General features: G+C 60.4%; 19 protein-coding genes. 13 read left to right on the top strand and 6 right to left on the bottom strand.

The features are described from left to right. Positions 1 to 23: 23 nt before the first annotated feature. The 4 genes from sdhA to D3878_RS01715 all read right to left on the bottom strand — a co-directional run bounded on the left by sdhA (position 24) and on the right by D3878_RS01715 (position 3,481). On the bottom strand, positions 24 to 1,802 hold the full coding sequence (gene sdhA, locus D3878_RS01730; RefSeq protein ID WP_119783908.1) for a succinate dehydrogenase flavoprotein subunit: 1,779 nt from the start codon (positions 1,800 to 1,802) through the stop codon (positions 24 to 26). A gap of 2 nt (positions 1,803 to 1,804) precedes the next feature. Continuing rightward, positions 1,805 to 2,173 carry a succinate dehydrogenase, hydrophobic membrane anchor protein gene (gene sdhD / locus D3878_RS01725; protein ID WP_119783907.1) on the bottom strand — a complete coding sequence of 123 codons (369 nt, stop codon included), beginning with the start codon at positions 2,171 to 2,173 and terminating at the stop codon, positions 1,805 to 1,807. A gap of 3 nt (positions 2,174 to 2,176) precedes the next feature. After that, a complete protein-coding gene (gene sdhC, locus D3878_RS01720) occupies positions 2,177 to 2,587 on the bottom strand; it encodes a succinate dehydrogenase, cytochrome b556 subunit (protein WP_119783906.1) in 411 nt (136 codons plus the stop codon). Positions 2,588 to 2,689: 102 nt separating this feature from the next. After that, entirely contained in the window at positions 2,690 to 3,481 is a 792-nt protein-coding gene (locus D3878_RS01715) for a GntR family transcriptional regulator (RefSeq protein WP_119783905.1), read from the bottom strand. Between the two features lie 283 nt (positions 3,482 to 3,764). Here D3878_RS01715 and D3878_RS01710 point away from each other — a divergent pair, with 283 nt between their 5' ends. The 5 genes from D3878_RS01710 to D3878_RS01690 all read left to right on the top strand — a co-directional run bounded on the left by D3878_RS01710 (position 3,765) and on the right by D3878_RS01690 (position 10,571). Beyond that, on the top strand, positions 3,765 to 4,754 hold the full coding sequence (locus D3878_RS01710) for a malate dehydrogenase (protein ID WP_119783904.1): 990 nt from the start codon (positions 3,765 to 3,767) through the stop codon (positions 4,752 to 4,754). A 93-nt stretch (positions 4,755 to 4,847) separates the two neighbouring features. After that, positions 4,848 to 5,819 (top strand): HpcH/HpaI aldolase/citrate lyase family protein, encoded by a 972-nt coding sequence (locus tag D3878_RS01705; protein WP_119783903.1) that lies wholly within the window; start codon positions 4,848 to 4,850, stop codon positions 5,817 to 5,819. Between the two features lie 64 nt (positions 5,820 to 5,883). Further along, the gene (locus tag D3878_RS01700; RefSeq protein WP_119783902.1) at positions 5,884 to 6,348 is read left to right on the top strand and encodes a hypothetical protein; all 465 of its coding nucleotides are present in this window, start codon (positions 5,884 to 5,886) and stop codon (positions 6,346 to 6,348) included. Between the two features lie 106 nt (positions 6,349 to 6,454). After that, the gene (gene acnA / locus D3878_RS01695; protein WP_119783901.1) at positions 6,455 to 9,163 is read left to right on the top strand and encodes an aconitate hydratase AcnA; all 2,709 of its coding nucleotides are present in this window, start codon (positions 6,455 to 6,457) and stop codon (positions 9,161 to 9,163) included. A 184-nt stretch (positions 9,164 to 9,347) separates the two neighbouring features. After that, positions 9,348 to 10,571: a DUF2863 family protein gene (locus tag D3878_RS01690; protein ID WP_119783900.1), complete on the top strand. Its 1,224-nt coding sequence runs from the start codon at positions 9,348 to 9,350 to the stop codon at positions 10,569 to 10,571. Positions 10,572 to 10,583: 12 nt separating this feature from the next. Here the strand turns inward: D3878_RS01690 and D3878_RS01685 are convergent, their stop codons facing one another. Then, positions 10,584 to 11,720 carry a M14 family metallopeptidase gene (locus tag D3878_RS01685; protein WP_119783899.1) on the bottom strand — a complete coding sequence of 379 codons (1,137 nt, stop codon included), beginning with the start codon at positions 11,718 to 11,720 and terminating at the stop codon, positions 10,584 to 10,586. Between the two features lie 180 nt (positions 11,721 to 11,900). On the opposite strand from D3878_RS01685, the gene D3878_RS01680 reads away from it, so the two are divergent. Continuing rightward, positions 11,901 to 12,449, top strand: coding sequence for an RICIN domain-containing protein (locus D3878_RS01680; RefSeq protein WP_199688058.1), 549 nt, complete (start codon positions 11,901 to 11,903; stop codon positions 12,447 to 12,449). Between the two features lie 12 nt (positions 12,450 to 12,461). Here D3878_RS01680 and D3878_RS01675 read toward each other — a convergent pair whose 3' ends face one another. Continuing rightward, a complete protein-coding gene (locus D3878_RS01675; RefSeq protein ID WP_119783897.1) occupies positions 12,462 to 13,391 on the bottom strand; it encodes a LysR substrate-binding domain-containing protein in 930 nt (309 codons plus the stop codon). 181 nt (positions 13,392 to 13,572) lie between these two features. Here D3878_RS01675 and D3878_RS01670 point away from each other — a divergent pair, with 181 nt between their 5' ends. The 7 genes from D3878_RS01670 (at position 13,573) to D3878_RS01640 (ending at position 19,064) form a co-directional block, all read left to right on the top strand. Continuing rightward, positions 13,573 to 14,274 (top strand): pirin family protein, encoded by a 702-nt coding sequence (locus D3878_RS01670; RefSeq protein WP_119783896.1) that lies wholly within the window; start codon positions 13,573 to 13,575, stop codon positions 14,272 to 14,274. 104 nt (positions 14,275 to 14,378) lie between these two features. Next, positions 14,379 to 15,026 (top strand): GTP cyclohydrolase II, encoded by a 648-nt coding sequence (ribA, locus tag D3878_RS01665; RefSeq protein ID WP_119783895.1) that lies wholly within the window; start codon positions 14,379 to 14,381, stop codon positions 15,024 to 15,026. Between the two features lie 325 nt (positions 15,027 to 15,351). Further along, a complete protein-coding gene (locus D3878_RS01660; protein ID WP_119783894.1) occupies positions 15,352 to 15,735 on the top strand; it encodes an OsmC family protein in 384 nt (127 codons plus the stop codon). Between the two features lie 2 nt (positions 15,736 to 15,737). Next, a complete protein-coding gene (locus tag D3878_RS01655) occupies positions 15,738 to 16,670 on the top strand; it encodes a pirin family protein (RefSeq protein WP_119783893.1) in 933 nt (310 codons plus the stop codon). 85 nt (positions 16,671 to 16,755) lie between these two features. Next, positions 16,756 to 17,307, top strand: coding sequence for an NADPH-dependent FMN reductase (locus tag D3878_RS01650; RefSeq protein WP_119783892.1), 552 nt, complete (start codon positions 16,756 to 16,758; stop codon positions 17,305 to 17,307). 61 nt (positions 17,308 to 17,368) lie between these two features. Then, complete coding sequence (locus D3878_RS01645) at positions 17,369 to 18,538, top strand: porin (RefSeq protein WP_119783891.1); 1,170 nt, start codon at positions 17,369 to 17,371, stop codon at positions 18,536 to 18,538. Between the two features lie 16 nt (positions 18,539 to 18,554). Continuing rightward, the gene (locus D3878_RS01640; RefSeq protein ID WP_119783890.1) at positions 18,555 to 19,064 is read left to right on the top strand and encodes a sugar dehydrogenase complex small subunit; all 510 of its coding nucleotides are present in this window, start codon (positions 18,555 to 18,557) and stop codon (positions 19,062 to 19,064) included. Positions 19,065 to 19,067: the final 3 nt, after the last annotated feature.

Raw genomic sequence — 19,067 nt, 5'->3', positions numbered from 1 at the left:
ATTTTTCCTTTACGCCCGACGGATCAGAATGTACGAGGCTTCGGTGGGAAGGTATCCACCGTCAGCGGCTTGGTGACGACCGGTTTGTAGTCAAGGCGGTTGCCTTCCGAATACCACAGGGTGTGTTTCATCCAGTTTGCGTCGTCACGCGCTTCATAGTCGCGGTGCGCATGGGCGCCGCGCGATTCCTTGCGGGCGGCGGCCGAAACGATGGTGGCCTTGGCGGTCTCGATCAGGTTGTCGAGTTCCAGGGCTTCCATGCGCGCGGTGTTGAACACCTTCGACTTGTCCTTGAACGACACGTGCTTGCGGCGCTCGTCGAGCTTCATGATTTCCACCACGCCGGCCTGCAGCAGGTCGTCGGTACGGAACACGCCGCAATACTTCTGCATGGTCGAGCGGATATCGTTGGCGACATCCTGCACGCGCTCGCCGCCAGTGCTGGTTTCGAGTCGGTTCAGGCGCGACAGCGCGAGGTCGGCGGCGTCGGCCGGCAGCGGCTTGTGGCTCTTTTGCTTGAGGTTGCTGGCAACGATGTGGTTACCGGCAGCGCGGCCGAACACCACCAGATCGAGCAAGGAGTTGGTGCCCAGGCGGTTGGCGCCGTGCACCGACACGCAAGAGCACTCGCCGATGGCGTACATGCCGTTGACGATTTCATTCGGGTTGCCATTCTTCGGCGCGACCACTTGACCGTAGATATTGGTCGGAATACCGCCCATCTGGTAGTGAATGGTCGGCACGACAGGAATCGGTTCCTTGGTGGCGTCGACGTTGGCGAACTTGTGGCCGATTTCCAGAATCGACGGCAGGCGCTTCTGGATGGTATCGGCGCCGATATGGCGCAGGTCCAGCAGCACGTGGTCCTTGTTCGGACCGCAGCCGCGGCCTTCCTTGATCTCCTGGTCCATCGAGCGCGACACGAAGTCACGCGGCGCCAGGTCTTTCAGGGTTGGCGCGTAACGCTCCATGAAACGTTCGCCGTTGGAGTTCAGCAGGATACCGCCCTCGCCGCGCACGCCTTCGGTAATCAGCACGCCGGCGCCGGACACGCCGGTCGGGTGGAACTGCCAGAATTCCATGTCTTCCAGCGGCAGGCCGGCACGCGCTGCCATGCCGATGCCGTCACCGGTATTGATGAAGGCATTGGTGGAGGCGGCAAAAATACGGCCGGCGCCGCCAGTGGCGAAAATCGTGGTCTTGGCTTCGAGAATCATGACATCGCCGGTTTCCAGCTCCAGCGCCACTACGCCGACGATATCGCCTTCAGCGTCGCGGATCACGTCGATTGCCATCCATTCGACGAAGAAGTGGGTCTTGGCGCGCACGTTACGCTGATACAGCGTGTGCAGCAGCGCGTGACCGGTGCGGTCGGCGGCGGCACAGGCGCGCTGCACCGGCTTTTCACCGAAGTTGGCGGTGTGGCCGCCGAATGGACGCTGGTAAATGGTGCCGTCGGCGTTACGGTCGAACGGCATGCCGAAGTGTTCCAGCTCGTAGACGACCTTCGGTGCCTCGCGGCACATGAATTCGATGGCGTCCTGGTCACCCAGGTAGTCGCCGCCCTTGACGGTGTCGAACATGTGCCAGAACCAGCTGTCCTCGGCCATGTTGCCCAGCGATGCGCCAATGCCGCCTTGTGCAGCAACGGTATGCGAGCGGGTCGGGAATACTTTCGACAGCACGGCGACGTTCAGGCCGGCTTCGGCCAGCTGCAGCGAAGCGCGCATGCCGGAACCGCCGGCGCCGATGATGACGGCGTCGAAACGGCGGGTTGGAATGGTGGATTTAGTTGCTGCCACGGTTAAGCTCTCCAGATAATCTGCGCCGCCCAACCGGCACAACCAATCAGCCACGCAATGGTGGCAACTTGTAATACGAGTCGCAGTACGACCGACTTGGTGCAATAGTCCATCCAGATATTGCGCATGCCGACCCACGCGTGATACGCCAGCGACAGGAAGGTCACGAAGGTGGCGATCTTGAACCACTGGTGGGCAAACAGGCCAGCCCAGCCTTCGTAGCTGAAGCGCGTGCCGCTCAGGAAGGCGACCAGGATGATGACAGTGTAGACCGCCATGACGATCGCGGTGATGCGTTGCGCCATCCAGTCCTGCAGGCCGTAATGAGCGCCGACGACCAAGCGCCTTGGTCCGATATTGTTATTTGCCATTTTCTAGAAAACTCCAAACAGTTTCAATGCAACCAGCAGGGTCAACGGCAGGCTGACCGCCAGCACGGTAGCGGCAGACTTACGACCGGCTTCCTTGTTGACGCCGACGTGGAAATCCATGAGCAGGTGGCGGATACCGGCGCAGAAGTGGTGCAGATAAGCCCACGACAAAGCCAGGATCAGCAGCTTGATGAACCAGTGCGATGCAAAGCCCTTCAGATAGTCGAAGGAAATCTCCGACGTCAGGCTTTGATCGAGCAGATACAGCACGAAGGGCAGCAGCAGGAACATCAATGCGCCGCTGCCGCGATGCAGGATCGACACCTTGGCGGCCAGCGGCAATCGATAGCTCAGCGCCTGGGCAAAGGTCATCGGACCAAATTGCCGCCGGTTGTTTTTTTCTGGTTCAGACATTTCAAGACCTCTCACTTGTAACAATTTCGTAATTTTCGCTTATTTTTGCGAAGCTCACCAACCCGATATTGTAGCTCGCTGGTAATAATTTTTCTTGTCTACCTAGCTCAATTCGTTCTGATAATGGTGCGTTTCCGTCAGATACAGGCAACGCCGCACTTCCACCGGCTTGTCGCCATAGGTAAAGGACACGCGTTCGACACTCAACAAAGGAGTGCCCGGGGCAACTTCCAGCAGTTGCGCGGCATGCTCATCAGCGCAAATCGCGCGCAATTGCTCGGTGGCGCGAATCATGCGCGTGCCGAATTCCGTCTCGAACAAGCCATACATCGGCCCCTTGTATTCGATCAAACGCTCCGCAGTCAGTCCCTTGAACAGCACGCCGGGCAGCCACAACTCTTCGAGGATGGTGGGCACGCCATCGAACGACTGCACGCGCTTGATGAATATCATGGGGTCGCCGGACTTCACTTCCAGCAGGCGCGCCACCTCGGCCGGCGCACGCAGGCGCTTAACTTCGATGACGCGGTTTTCCGCGCTGTGCGGCTCACCCACATCCGGCATCAGACGCAGAAAACGGAACTGCGCGCGCACCTCATGATGGGTCGCCACGAACGTGCCCTTGCCCTGCCGGCGCACCACCAGGTTTTCGGCAGCCAGTTCGTCGATCGCCTTGCGCACCGTGCCCTGGCTCACCTTGAAACGGGCAGCCAGCTCAACCTCACTGGGGATCAGCTCACCCGGCTTCCATTCGCCGGATTGCAGGCTCTGCGTGATCAGCGCCTTGATTTGCTGATAGAGCGGACTGAAGGTGGGAGAAGGACTGGAAACGGATGGCCCTGCCCCTGCGCCAGGCGCACCGCCATTGCTCAAATTGGAGAGGACAGAACTCATGCCCCCGATTTCACCACAATTCACCCTTTTCCGTCTAGCAAAAAATGCTAGTGATATGTCTTATATAAGATATAAGATAGTCATTGACAGCGTGTTACGCAGCGCCTACACTCGCGAGCAATATTTTCACCTGATGTAAATCCATCGAGGTCAAAACGGCTTTCCGGGGCTTTTCCCGCCCGGCGCGCCGGAACTGGCTGACTTGGCTTGCTTTCGGCAGTATCATTGCAAGGTTTTGGTTATAACATCGCACTTTTTTCATCACCCACTCTGGAGATTCAACATGGCTAAAGCCCCCATGCGTGTCGCCGTGACCGGCGCCGCCGGCCAAATCGGTTATTCCCTGCTGTTCCGCATCGCCAACGGCGACATGCTCGGCAAAGACCAGCCGGTCATCCTGCAATTGCTCGAAATCCCTGACGAAAAAGCGCAAAAGGCGCTCAAGGGCGTGATGATGGAAATCGACGATTGCGCATTCCCTTTGTTGGCTGGCATGACCGCGCACAGCGATCCGCTGACCGCATTCAAGGATATCGACGTCGCCCTGCTGGTTGGCGCCCGTCCGCGTGGCCCTGGCATGGAACGCAAGGACTTGCTGGAAGCCAACGCGCAGATCTTCACCGTGCAAGGCAAGGCGCTCGACGCTGTCGCTTCGCGCAATGTGAAAGTCCTGGTGGTCGGCAACCCGGCCAACACCAACGCCTATATCGCCATGAAGTCGGCGCCCAACCTGCCGGCCAAGAACTTCACCGCGATGCTGCGTCTGGACCACAACCGCGCACTGTCGCAAGTCGCCGCCAAGATCGGCAAGCCGGTTTCCGCCATCGAAAAGCTGTGCGTGTGGGGCAACCACTCGCCGACCATGTACGCCGACTACCGTTTCGCCACGGCTGATGGCCAATCGGTCAAGGACCTGATCAACGACCAGGTCTGGAACAAGGACGTGTTCCTGCCGACCGTCGGCAAGCGCGGCGCCGCCATCATTGAAGCGCGCGGCCTGTCGTCGGCTGCCTCGGCTGCCAACGCTGCCATCGATCACGTGCGCGACTGGGTGCTGGGCACCAACGGCAAGTGGACCACCATGGGCATCCCGTCGGACGGCTCCTACGGCATCCCCGAAGGCACCATCTTCGGCTTCCCGGTCACCACTGAAAACGGTGAATACAAGATTGTCCAGGGCCTGGAAATCGATGCATTCTCGCAAGAGCGCATCAACCTCACCCTGAACGAATTGTCGGAAGAGCGCGAAGGCGTCAAGCATCTGGTAGGCTAATCACGCTACCGACGGCCGGGCAGCGCACAGCAGCGCACCGCCCGGCCGCGCCACACTCCATTACCGATAACAACATCAAAAGCAACGCTGCACATGCATCCTTCCGAAGTCTTATTCCAGGACAAGACCAAGCCGGTGACCCTGCCGGTCTGTGACCACTACGCCGGCTCTGAAAAGCTGATGCGAAAATCGCTTGCCCTGCAACAAGAAATTGGCCCCCTGTTCGACATCACCTTCGATTGCGAGGACGGCGCCGCCGCCGGCAATGAAACAGCCCATGCGCAACTGGTCGGCGCGCTGATCGCCTCGGATGACAACCGCTTCGGCCGCATCGGCGCCCGCGTACACGACGTCAATAACAATTTTTTCGAGCAGGACGTCAGCCTCATCTGCGCCACCGCTGCCGCGCGCCTGGCCTACCTGATGCTGCCCAAGGCGGAAAACCTCAAGGACGTCAAGCGCGCCCTCGCCGTCATCGACAAGATCGCCCGTGCGCACGGGCGCAGCAAGCTGCCGGTGCATGTACTGATCGAGACGCACGGCGCGCTGGCTGACGTCCACGCCATTGCCGCCTTGCCGCAGGTCGAGTCGCTGTCCTTCGGCATCATGGATTTCGTCTCGGCCCATTATGGCGCGATCCCCGGCAACGCCATGCGCAGCCCCGGTCAGTTCACCCATCCGCTGGTGCTGCGCGCCAAACTCGAGATCGCCGCTGCCTGCCACGCGCACGGCAAGGTACCCTCGCACAATGTCACCACTGAAATCAAGGACAGCGCCGTAGTCGCCGGCGATGCTACCCGCGCCGTCGGCGAATGTGGCTACACCCGCATGTGGAGCATCCATCCGGACCAGATCAAGCCGATCATCAAGGCAATGACGCCGCGCAGTTCGGAAGTGCACGAAGCGGCGCAAATCCTGACTGAAGCACAAAATGCGCAATGGGGTCCGATCCAGCACCACGGCAGGCTGCACGACCGCGCCAGCTACCGGTATTACTGGACCATCCTGCAGCGCGCAAAACTCGGCGGCATGCCCTTGCCCGAAGCGGCAGCCGCATTACTATAAATCGGGCAAAACCACCTTATCGCAGCAGGGACACATACCACCGAACGCTCCAGGAGACCCAGGCATGAAGAAATTCCTATCCATATTGATGGCAGCAAGTATTGCGCTGGCGATGTCGCCAGCCTCGGCGGAAACCGCCGCCCCCGCGCCGAAAAAGGCTGATAACAAGGCTGAAAAGAAGGCGGAGAAGAAGCCCGCCAAGAAAACCACCAAAAAAGCGGCCAAAGAAGAGGAAGAGGCCGAAGCCGATGTCACGGGCTCTATCGTCACCGAATACGATTGCGCCGAAGGCCACAAAATCACGGTTTACCGCAATCCTGGCAATCCGCAAAATGTCGCCCTGCGCTGGGACAAGCGGATCATTCCCATGACCCGCGTTGAAACCGAAAGCGGCGCCGAACGCCTGGAACATAAAAAGCGCGGCCTGGTGTTTATCGGCATCCCGGTCAAGGCCATGCTGCTCGACGCCAAGCGCGGCCGCCAGCTTGCCAACGAATGCAAATCGGCGGAACAGGCAGCCGCAAGCTGAGCAATAATTTCTGGCCAAGTTGCCAATAAAAAATACAATGCAGTAAATTTTTTAATGTGAAGTAAAAACCCCGTTAGCTTTGTCTTGTTATATCTAAGGAGAGGTTATGTCCCGCAACACTCTGAACACGCTCAAGGAATTCCCGATTTCGGGTTCCAAGAAAGGTCAGTTCTATTCGCTCCCCGCGCTGGGTAAAAAACTCGGCGTGGATATTTCGCGTCTGCCGGTATCGATCCGTATCGTGCTGGAATCGGTGCTGCGCAACTGCGACGGCAAAAAAGTGACCGAAGAGCATGTTCGGCAGCTCGCAGGCTGGGCCCCGACCGCCGAGCGCACCGATGAAATCCCGTTCGTGGTTTCCCGCGTAGTACTGCAGGATTTCACCGGCGTGCCGCTGCTGGCCGATCTGGCCGCCATGCGTGGCGTCGCCTCCAAGAATGGCAAGAATCCGAAGAACATCGAGCCGCTGGTGCCGGTGGACCTGGTGGTTGACCACTCCGTGCAGATCGACCACTTCCGCGAAAAGAAAGCCCTCGACCTGAACATGAAACTGGAATTCTCGCGCAACAACGAGCGCTACCAGTTCATGAAGTGGGGCATGCAGGCATTCGACACCTTCGGCGTCGTGCCCCCGGGCTTCGGCATCGTCCACCAGGTCAACCTGGAATACCTGGCACGCGGCGTGCACAAGAAAGAAAAAGTCTACTACCCTGACACCCTGGTCGGTACCGACTCCCACACCACCATGATCAACGGTATCGGCGTGGTCGGCTGGGGCGTGGGCGGCATCGAAGCCGAAGCCGGCATGCTGGGCCAGCCGGTGTACTTCCTGACCCCGGACGTGGTCGGCGTGAACCTGACCGGCATCCTGCGTGAAGGCGTCACCGCTACCGATCTGGTGCTGACCATTACCGAAATGCTGCGTAAAGAGAAAGTCGTCGGCAAGTTCGTCGAATTCTTCGGCGAAGGCACCGAAACGCTGTCGCTGACCGACCGCGCCACCATCGCCAACATGGCGCCGGAATACGGCGCCACCATGGGCTTCTTCCCGGTTGACGAAGCGACCATCGACTACTTCAAGGGCACCGGCCGCAGCAAGGCTGAAATCGACGCTTTCGAAGCCTACTTCAAGGCACAAAAGCTGTTCGGCATTCCGAAATCCGGCGAAATCGATTACACCCACGTGGTCGCGCTCGACCTGGGTTCGGTTGCCCCTTCGCTGGCCGGTCCGAAGCGTCCGCAAGACCGTATCGAAATCGGCAACGTCAAATCGACCTTTGCCGACCTGTTCGCCAAGCCGACTTCGGAAAACGGTTTCAACAAGAAGGCAGAAGATCTCGATGCGCAGTACGAGACATCCAACGGCGTCAAGGTCAAGAATGGCGATGTGCTGATCGCCGCCATCACTTCCTGCACCAACACCTCCAACCCGAGCGTGCTGCTGGCAGCGGGCCTGCTGGCCAAGAAAGCGGTCGAAGCAGGCTTGAAGGTTTCGCCGCACATCAAGACTTCGCTGGCCCCTGGCTCGCGCGTGGTGACGGAATATCTGGCCGCCGCAGGCCTGTTGCCGTACCTGGAAAAACTGGGCTTCGGCGTCACTGCCTATGGCTGCACCACCTGTATCGGCAACGCCGGCGACCTGACTGCGGAAATGAACGAAGCGATCGTCAAGAACGACATCGTGGCTTCCGCCGTTTTGTCGGGCAACCGTAACTTTGAAGCGCGGATCCATCCGAACATCCGCTCCAACTTCCTGGCTTCGCCACCGCTGGTGGTTGCCTATGCAATCGCCGGCAACATGACCCGCGATCTGATGACCGAACCGGTTGGCCGCGTCAAGGGCAAGGACATCTTCCTGGGCGACATCTGGCCGACTTCGCATGAAATCGCCAAGCTGATGAAGCACGCGATGAATGCCAAGACCTTCAAGGAAAACTACGCCCAGGTCAAGACCAAGCCGGGCAAGCTGTGGGAAGGCATCAAGGGCGTCGCCAAGGGCGAAGTCTACAACTGGCCGACTTCGACCTACATCGCCGAGCCGCCGTTCTTCGACGACTTCACGATGGAACCGAAAGCCGCCGCCACCGGTATCCAGGGCGCGCGCGCACTGGGCGTGTTCGGCGACTCGATCACCACCGACCATATCTCCCCGGCCGGCTCGATCAAGGACACCAGCCCGGCAGGCAAATGGCTGCTGGCCAATGGCGTGCTGAAGGCCGACTTCAATTCCTACGGCTCGCGCCGGGGTAACCATGAAGTCATGATGCGCGGCACTTTCGCCAACGTCCGGATCAAGAACCTGATGATCCCGGCCAAGGCCGACGGTTCGCGCGTCGAAGGCGGCATCACGATTCACCAGCCAACTGGCCGCGAAATGTCGATCTACGACGCCGCCATGGAATATGTCAACGACGGCGTACCGACCATGGTCTTCGGTGGCGAAGAGTACGGCACCGGTTCCTCGCGCGACTGGGCTGCCAAGGGCACCCAGTTGCTGGGCGTGAAAGCCGTGATCGCCCGTTCGTTCGAGCGTATCCACCGTTCCAACCTGGTTGGCATGGGCGTGTTGCCGCTGCAATTCCTCGGCGACGACAGCGTGCAATCGCTGGGCATCACCGGCAATGAGACTTTCGACCTGAAAGGCATCGAGTCCGACATCAAGCCGCAGCAGCAAGTCACGCTGGTGATCAACCGTGCCGATGGCAAGAAGCAGGACGTCAAGGTCCTGCTGCGCATCGACACGCCGATCGAAGTGGACTACTACAAGCACGGCGGCATTCTTCCGTTCGTTCTGCGTCAGCTGCTGGCTGCCTAAGCAAGCCAGTACCGCGCCGGCATCATCGATGCCGGCGCATCAAAACGGGGTCGGCCTTGCCGACCCCGTTTTCTTTTGACATTGCGCCACATCTGCCAGCGAAAATCGCTACAATTAGGCCAACATTGGCGCTGCAAGGCAACGCCCTCGATTCACCGTTATTTCTCCATAAAAAGATTCCACCATGCGCCGCTCGTTAAAGGGACCTTCCGCCCGCCTCTCCGCCGATAGCCAACGCCTGATCGGGCTGTGCAAGGCGCTGATCCAGGCGTCCAGCCGGGTCGAGGAGCGCGCCTGGGAGCGCGACCTGGATGCGCTGCTGCACAAGGCACTGCGCCTGGGTCACCAGGCCGATATCGATGCCGCGCTCGAACAATTGTTCAAGACCCGCTCGGAAGCTTATGAAGTATTGATGGACGGTGTCGAAGCCGGCAGCGAATCCTGCATCGTCGAGCACGAAGGCAAGCAATACCAGGCGCTGCTGATCGCCGCGCCCATCCTCGCCTGGACCCGTTTCTCGATCGCCTCCGGGCCATTTGCCCAGGATTTGCTGCTGACCCTGTCGGCACAACTGCAGGCCCACGTGCTGGCCGCAGACACGCAGCTGGCGATGGCGCCGATGCTGTATTCGATTGACCAGCTGCCCAAGAACCACGCCGACACCTACGCCCTGATCCAGCGCATGGCGCAGGCCGCGCTCACCAGGACGCCGCTGCGCACCCCGGCCAGCGTGCCGGAAACCGTGCCTTTCCTGGCCGATACCCGCTATCTGCTGGCCACCGTGGTGGCGCCGCTCGGTGCGCCGCTGTTCCGCTGGCAGGAAGCGGTCAATCCGGCCGAACGTGCCACCGCGTTGGCGCAATGGCAGGCCCAGGGCCAGCCAAGCGTGGAACGGCTGCTGCCGGGCTGCGGCATCGAGCTACTGTTGCCGGACGCCTATTTCATGGCCTGCCGTACCGCCGACAAGGCGATCCGCCCGGCCTCGGTGAAGGCCGCGGTGCATTACCTGACCCATACCCTGAATATTGGACCGGAAGACTTGAGCGCGGTGATCGGCGGCTTTGCCGACCCGGCCGGCGACGGTCGCATCGACGAATACCGTGTCAGCTATGTGCTGCGCCCGGGCATGGAAGTCGTGTACGGCCTGGTGTGGCCGCTGTACGGCGAAGAAGAAGCGCTGGAAGAGATACCCGGCGTGGCCGATCCCGATGCACCGCAGACGCCGGCCCAGGAAATCACCGCGCTGCTGCGCGAGTCCGGCGTGGTGCATATCAAGCACCATGAGGAAATCTTCCCGATGGAATTCTGCGACGATTGCGGCGCACCGCTGTATTGCGACCTGGAAAGCGAACTGGTGCACGCCGAGATGCCGGAAGAAGCGGCGCAGACACCTTCGCATCTGCACTGAGATGGCGGCGGATCAAGTTCCGCCATTCCCCTCCACATGCCGCAAAATCGGCTGCAACATCGCCTGCCCCAGACGTGCGCTGCGCGCGCCATTCCAGCCGACTGCAGCATCCGGCAAGTCGGCATTGTCCTTGAATGGCATTTCCAGCGTTAGCGAGACGCACTTGAAGGCGTGGCCGATGTACTTGGAGGCCAGCTTCAGCATGTCGGCCTGGTACTTGCCGGGCTCATACCCTACCCTGGTCTGGAAATCCGGACTGGCGCGCCTGAATGCCTCGATGAAAGCTTGCTGCTCTGCCGCCTGGCGCGCACTGAAGTCTTCCAGCATTTCACAGCCGGCGACAAACACGTAAGGCAGGGCTTCGTCGCCGTGAATGTCGAGGAAGAGATCGCAGCCGCTTGCGTACATCCTGTGCTTCACCAGGAAGACTTCCGGGCTGCTTTCCATCGACGGCGCCATCCATTCGCGGTTGAGGTTGGCGCCGGCGGCGTTGGTGCGCAGGTTGCCGCGCACCGAACCGTCCGGGTTCATGTTCGGCACGATGTAGAACACGGCCTGCTGCAGCAGGCGGCGCGCCAGCGGATTGGCAGCATCGAGCAGCGCCTCGGCCAGGCCTTCGACCAGCCATTGTGCCATCGACTCGCCCGGATGCTGACGGGCGATGATCCAGACTTTTTTGGTCGCGGCAGGATCGCCGATCACCGCCAGGTTCAGGTCGCGGCCGTCGAGCGTGCTGCCAAGGTCTTCCACCCGCGCCAGCGGCGCGGCATCGATGCGGCCCAGCAGGCGCAAGTGGCGCTCCCACGAATACGGCTCGAAATAGGCGTAATACACGCTGTCGCGCTCGGGGACATGACAAATGGTGAGCACCTGGCCATCGTAGGCAGTCGGCACGCGGAACCAGTGCTCGCGGTCGTAGCTGGCCACTGCCTGGTAGCCTTCCCAACCCTGCGGATAAGTGGCCTGGCCGGCGTTCATGATGCGCAGGATGCAATCCTGCCCTGCCCCGCCTTGCAGGCGAAAGTAAAACCATTGCATGAAATCGGCATGACTGTCCTTGCGCAGATTCAGTTCGATGGCGTCGGCGCGCGCCGCGCTGACGATCTCAATGGCGCCGGCGTCGAATTGCTGGCTGATCTTGATGGGCATATGTCACTCCCTGTCTAAATGATGCCGGACCCGCCAGGCCCAGGCACGGTCTTGCGTGTCAGTGGATTGTCCGGCTTCTGCGAGACATCGGAATTTGCCTGATAATCGCTTCATCCAACGTATTCACTGGCCGTTTCGAAAATGAAGATTATAAAAGCCCCGCACTTTGCCTGCCGACTTGTGGCGTTACTCTGCCTGGGCATCACGGCGTCAAGCCTGCCGGTGCATGCCGCGACGCTGGCAGCCGCCACGCCCGGGCATCTGCGTCTCATCAATGACCTGGACCGGCCACAGGATGGCTACTGCCTGGACATCATGGGCTCAGGGAATCACATCCGCTTTGACCTGCCGATGACGGCGCACAATTGCAAGCCCGGCCTGTATCAGGACGAAGCCGTGGTAATCGATGGCCCGTACATCAAGTTTCCGGCATACGGCGCCTGCGCCACGGTGGCGGGGTTGAATTCGCGGGCCTTGCCCGGCGCAGCGGTGATGCCACGCGAATGTGGCGAGCGTTCACCTTTCATGGAAGCGGACAAGCTGCAGCGCTTCACTTTCCACAAGGATGGCCGAGTGGAACTTGCCGGCGCCAATCTCTGTTTGACGGCAGGCCCCGAGTCCGACTCAACCTTCGACAAGACGCATCGCTGGCGGCCGCTGTATGTGGAACGCTGCGAAAAGACTGATCCGGCCCGTTCGCGCTGGCGCTTCGTCGTGCCAAGGCAATAAGCCGGCGCCGATTCAGCCCTTCGGCATTGCCGCCATCCAGTGCACCAGCCGTTCGAATGGCGCCGCGGTGCGCATGCGCTCGATCCACCACTTGAGCGCGGCGCCTTCCTCGCCAGTGCGCCAGGCCATGTAAAACGTTTCATCGGGCTTCGGCTCTTCGACATTCTTTTCCACCAGCAATCCGTCAGCAATCGCCGCCCGCGCGTAGGGCGCGGGCAAAAAGCCGAAACCGAGGCCGGCGACATGGAATTGGTACTTGGTGCGCATATCGCCCACGGTCAGCGTATCCTGCCCGAACAGCAGGCCGACCGTGCGCACCGCCATGTGGCGCGCCGAATCGGCAACGGCAATCGCCCGGTGCTCGTGCAGATCGGCCTTGGCGAGCCGGCGAGAAATTCCGGCCAGCGGGTGGGATGGCGCCACCACGAATACGAACGGCAGCCTGCCGATCGCCTCGGCTGTGTAGCCGCCGCCCGACGGGCCTGCACCGGCGGCGCCGACCAGCAGATCGACGCGCCGGTCCAGCAAGGCTTCCCAGGAACCAGACAACACTTCCTGCGCGAGACGCAGGCGCGTCTGATCCGCGACCTGGCAAAAAGCGGCGATATCATCCTGCAGCGCGGCCGCCGAAAACATCGCATCCATGCCGATCGCCAGTTCGGTTTCCCAGCCCGAAGCGACCCGCCGCACGCGTGACTCGAGGTCGCTCGCGGCCTTGAGCAGATAACGTCCTTCCTTGAGCAATTCCTGCCCGGCCGGTGTCAGGCTGACCTTCGGCCCCATGCGCTCGAACAACTGCACGCCCAGCTCATCCTCGAGCTTGGAAACCGTATAGGAAATCGTCGACGGCACACGAAACAGTTCTTTTCCGGCGGCGGAAAACGAACCGCGGCGGTCGATCGTATCGATGATTTGCAGGGCATCCAGGCTGATTCTTAACATTCGATTTTTTCGATGATAGATTGGTAAATTTTCCGTTTTTCTTTTTGAGTTTGCCAGAGCATACTCTTTACATCGCTTGATTACACAGAAATTCAAGTACAGGAAAGAGGAAGAAAAGATAATTTCATCAATCGAAATTATTGCACATAAACCCGACCAACCACCTTCGATGGAGCACACCATGCTACAGATTCGCAAGAGCAACGCACGCGGCAGGGCCGATCATGGCTGGCTCAGGTCGCAACACTCATTTTCCTTCGCCGACTACTTCGATCTCGAGCATATGGGCTTTGGTCCGCTACGCGTGATCAATGAAGACCAGGTGCATGCCGGGCGCGGTTTTGGCACCCATAGCCACCGCGACATGGAAATCATTTCGTACGTGCTCGACGGCGCCCTGGAACACAAGGACAGCATGGGCAATGGCTCGGTGCTGCGCTATGGCGACGTGCAGCGCATGAGCGCCGGCACCGGCGTGGCGCACAGCGAGTACAACCACTCAAGCACCGAGCCGGTGCATTTCCTGCAGATCTGGATCGAGCCGAATGTCACAGGCATTGCCCCCAGCCATGAGGAAAAGCACGTTGATGCCGCTTCGAAGCAGGGCCGCCTGCGCCTGATCGCCTCGCCCGATGGCCGCGACGGCTCGGTGCTGATTCATCAGAATGCGTCGATCTATGCATCGATCATGCGCAGCGCCGACCAGCTCAACCATGCACTGGCGGCAGGACGCATCGCGTATGTCCATGTCGTGCGCGGACAAGTTACTGTCAACGGCACAGCGCTTTCGACGGGTGATGCGCTGAAGCTGAGCGATGAAAGCACGGTCACGCTTGCCCAGGCAGAAGATGCTGAAATCCTGCTGTTTGATTTGCCCAATTGACCATCGCTCCGCCTGAACCTGTTTCGCGATAAAGCGATAAAATGGCGCGTTCCCGCAAGGGGCGCGCCTTATTCATTTTTATAACCGATTGCAGGAAATTTGCCATGTCATCAAAACCAGAGTCCCCCTCCGATGCTTCCATCGATGCCGGAATCGAGTTTGTGGCGTCCTGCGAGCTGCCCACCCCCTGGGCCACGTTTACCCTGCATGGCTTCATCGAACATGACACAGGCAAGGAGCATCTGGCGCTGAGCCTTGGCACCTTTGACGACGGCGCGCCGGTACTGGCGCGCGTGCACTCCGAATGCCTGACCGGTGACGCCCTGTTCAGCCAGCGCTGCGATTGCGGCGCCCAGCTGGAAACGGCCTTGCAAAAGATCGCCGAAGAAGGACGCGGCGTGCTGCTGTATCTGCGCCAGGAAGGCCGCGGCATCGGCCTGCTCAACAAAATCCGCGCCTACCGGCTGCAGGAACAGGGTGCCGACACGGTCGAGGCCAACCATCAGCTGGGCTTTGGCGACGACCTGCGCGACTACACCCTGTGCAAGCCGATGCTGCAACATATGGGCATTGCCAGCCTGCGCCTGATGACCAACAATCCGCGCAAGGTGGCAGCGCTGGGCAAGGATGGCGTGCCAGTCGAATCGCGCATACCGCTGATCGTCAACCGCAACCGCTTCAATACCCGCTACCTCGATACCAAGGCCGAAAAACTGGGCCACCTGCTGGCGGCCGCGGACAGCGTCGGCTAAGCCTTTTCGATAGCATAGCCAGCCTCGCGCCAGGCCTCGATACCGCCAGCCTGGGCACAATCACTTCCCCCTCGGCGGGCGCATCGCGCACGAATGTCTCGATTTCATGATCGGCCACGGTCACGGCGCCGGGAATGCGGCCGTCCTGCTGCGCCAGTATTGCTTGCATCCGTGCCGAACGTCCCTGAAGATCCATGAAATATATCGACAGAAACATTCAATATTTTGATCTTTGTATTTGACACTTGTCGCCGTAGAATGGATTCTTGAAAGGAAGCGTGCGTGCCGCTGCCAGCGTCCGCATATAAAGCCGACAGGGGGAACGATGGACGTAAAAGTACACAAAGGCCAGGGCAAGCTGCAGCACTTCATCGACATCGGGCCGCACCGGCTGTTGACCGATGAGTCGCCGCAGGTCGGCGGCGAAGACACCGGCCCCTCGCCGCACGAGCTCCTCGCCGCATCCTTGGGCGCCTGCACCGCGCTGACACTGACCCTGTATGCGCGCCGCAAGGCGTGGCCGCTGGAAGACGTGCAGGTGCGCGTCGAACATGCGCACGAGGGCGACGCCTTTGTATTGAAGCGGCATATCCACTACGTCGGCGCACTCGATGCCGAACAGTGCGCACGGCTGACCGAAATCGCCAACAAGTGCCCGATCCACAAAGTGCTGTCGGGTGAAATCCGGATTTTCACGCAAGAGGAATAACCATGTCGGTCGAGTCTGATTTGCCGCCGGACAGTGCACTGGAAGTCGTGGTGGTACCGCGCACCCACGATCTGGGCGACCACTTCGAAGTGCGGCGCGCACTGCCATCGCGACAGAAGCGCATGGTCGGCCCCTTCGTCTTTCTCGACCAGATGGGCCCGCACATTTTCTCTCCGGGCCACGGACTGGATGTGCGTCCGCACCCGCACATCGGGCTGGCGACCGTCACGTATCTTTTTTCCGGCGAAATCCTGCACCGCGACAGCCTGGGCAGCGTGCAGGCAATCAGCCCCGGCGACGTCAACTGGATGACGGCCGGCAGCGGCATCGTTCATTCCGAACGCACCGCCCCCGCCGTGCGGCAGCATGAATCGTCGCTATCCGGCCTGCAGTGCTGGGTCGCGCTGCCGCGCGCGCAGGAAGAATGCGCACCCGACTTTCAACACACCGGCGTCGCCGAGCTGCCGGTGGAAGCAGCCGAAGGCGTGTCGGCGCGCATCATCGCCGGCAGCTTTTTCGGCCGGCGTTCGCCGGTGCCGACGCTTTCCGACCTGTTTTATGTCGACCTGCAATTGCAACCCGGCGCCCGCATCGAGGTTCCCGCCGATTATGCGGAACAGGCGGCCTACGTGGTGGCGGGCCGCCTCGATCTGGGCCGTGATGGCGTATTCGATGCCGGTCAATTGCTGGTATTCAAACCAGGCAAGCGCGTCGTGCTCGCCGCTGCCGGCCATGCAGGTGCCCGCGTGATGCTGCTGGGCGGTGAACCAATGGATGGGCCGCGCTATCTAACCTGGAATTTTGTTTCCAGTTCGGCAGAACGCATCGAACAGGCCAAGCAGGAATGGCGTGAGCAGCGTTTTCCGGCAGTACCGGGCGAGACCGAATTCATCCCCTTGCCCGACCTGCCAGGCAAGCCGGTGCGCTATCCTTGACGATAGCGCTTCATCGCTAAAGGAGAAGCAAGCGCAAGACCTTTGAGGCAACAGGAAGATTCCCGCAATCAATCAGGGAAACCTCATGACAAGAATAATCGGTATAGCCGGCAGCCTGCGCGTCGGCTCGTATAACGCGGCCCTGTTGCGTACTGCCGCTACGCTGATGCCACCCGGCTCCACGCTGGAGATTGCGTCCATTCGCGGCATTCCGCTATACGATGGTGATATCGAAGAGAAAGACGGCATTCCGCCGCTGGTCGAGCAATTGAAAAACCAGATTGCCGCTGCCGACGGCTTGCTGCTGATAACGCCCGAGTACAACAATTCGATACCTGGCGTATTGAAAAACGCAATCGACTGGCTGACGCGACCACCGGCCGACATTGCACGCATATTCCGCCAGCGCCCGGTGGCCGTCATCGGCGCCTCGCCCGGAGGCTTCGGCACCATCCTGGCACAAAATGCCTGGCTGCCGGTGCTGCGCACCCTCGGCATGCAGCCCTGGTTCGGCGGGCGACTGATGGTGTCACGTGCCGGCAACGTGTTCAACGAGAGCGGCGAAATGGCCGACGAAAAAATCAAGGCGCAACTGCAGCAGTTCCTGTCTGGTTTTGTGGAATCGGTGAGATCGTAGCGAAGCCTGTACCAAGCCTGTACCCCTTGTTTGAATAGTGCCGATCTGAACGGAGGCAGCGATGACGCTCAAAAGTCATGTATTGCTTGCGGGGACGATAGCAATAGCTGCCGGTATCTGTGCCGATGCCGGGGCGCAAACCAATGTGACGCTCTACGGCACCGTCGATGTGGCCCTGATGTATGTCAGCAATCAAAATGGCTCTTCAAAAACGAAATTGCGCAGCGGGAATCTTGCCGCCAGCAAGTTCGGCTTGAAGGGCAGCGAAGACCTGGGAAGCGACACACAGGCAATCTTCGTGCTGGAAAGCGGATTCGATGCGGTCGAATTCAATTCCACCGGCATTTTCAGTCGTCAGACGACCCTAGGACTGACCAATAAACACTATGGCACGCTGAACGTCGGCCGCCAATATTCGCCGTATTACCTGTTTGTCGGCCCGCTCGGCCCCACCTCCATTCTCACCGGGGCCACCGGCGCCCATCCGGGCGACATCGACGGACTCGACACCCTGATCCGCATCAGCAATTCCATCAGCTATGCGTCACCGCTATGGTCGGGCGCCCAGGTCAGCGTACTGGCTGGTTTTGGCGAACAACCCGGCAGCAACGCCAGTGGCAGCTCGGTGAGCGCGGCCTTCAAATACGACTATCGCGACTGGAATTTCGCGCTGGGCTACTTGCAGCTCAAAAACGGCAATGCTCCCGGCGTCTGGGATCCGACCGCCTCGGCCACCTTCGGCATGTCAGCGATCAACAACGGTTATGTTTCTGCCGATTCCATCCGCTATCTGGGCGCGGCGGCCCGCTATTCGATCGGCAAACTGATGCTCGGCGCGAATGCGACCAATGTCGCCTATCGGCCAGGCGGCGGCTCCCTGTTCACGGACAAGGCGACCTTCAATACCGCAGGGGTAATCGCAAGCTACCAGCTTTCTGCGCCCTGGTTTGTCAGCGCCGGCTACAGCCACACGCGCGAACGGGCCGCCAACGGCATCTCCGATCCGGCGAAATACCATCAACTCTCATTGGAACAAACATATTCGTTTTCCAAGCGCACTGCCTTTTACCTGCTGGAAGCTTACCAGCGGGCCGATGGTCAGACCCTGGCCAAGGCGGGAAGCGGCAATCCCGTCAATGCCGTGGCAGTGGTCGGCGATTCGCAAAACGGCACGCCGTCTTCCGGCCGCAGCCAGACAGTCTTGATGATGGGCCTGCGCCACAATTTTTAGGGAGCTGAACTTGAGCATGCAACGCGACGATACAGGACTCTCCCCCGCCGATCCGACGCGCCGGGTATTGCTGGCGGGATTGTTGAGCGCCTATACCGCCTCTCTGATTCCCTGGGCTCTGGCGCAGCCGGTAGTCGATGCCGACCGCGGCGCATTCCTGGCGGTCTCCGCCATCCTCGCCGGTCGCCAGTCGCTTGATGCTGAGCAGGCAAAGCGCCTGTACGACGCCCTCACCGCCGACGACGCCGCTTTTCCGGCGTCGACACGCTCGTTATTAGCACTGATCAACGAGCGCAAGATCGATCCGCTGCAACTGCAGCAGGTACTGGACGATGAAAAGTCGCCGCTGGCGCCGCTGCCGCGCAAGATCGTCACCGCCTGGTACCTGGGCATTGTCGGCAGCGGCGAGAAGGCGCGCGTGCTGGCGTTCGAGAATGCGCTCAACGCGCAGGTCGTCGGGGATATCCTGAAACCGCCCACCTACTGCTATGGCGTGTATGGCAGCTGGACAAAAAAACCAGGTTGAGGA

This window comes from Noviherbaspirillum sedimenti (genome assembly GCF_003590835.1).
Classification (GTDB): Bacteria; Pseudomonadota; Gammaproteobacteria; order Burkholderiales; family Burkholderiaceae_D; genus Paucimonas; species Paucimonas sedimenti.
The sequence above is the reverse complement of the archived record's forward strand: the minus strand, read 5'-3'. Positions and strand labels throughout refer to the sequence as shown.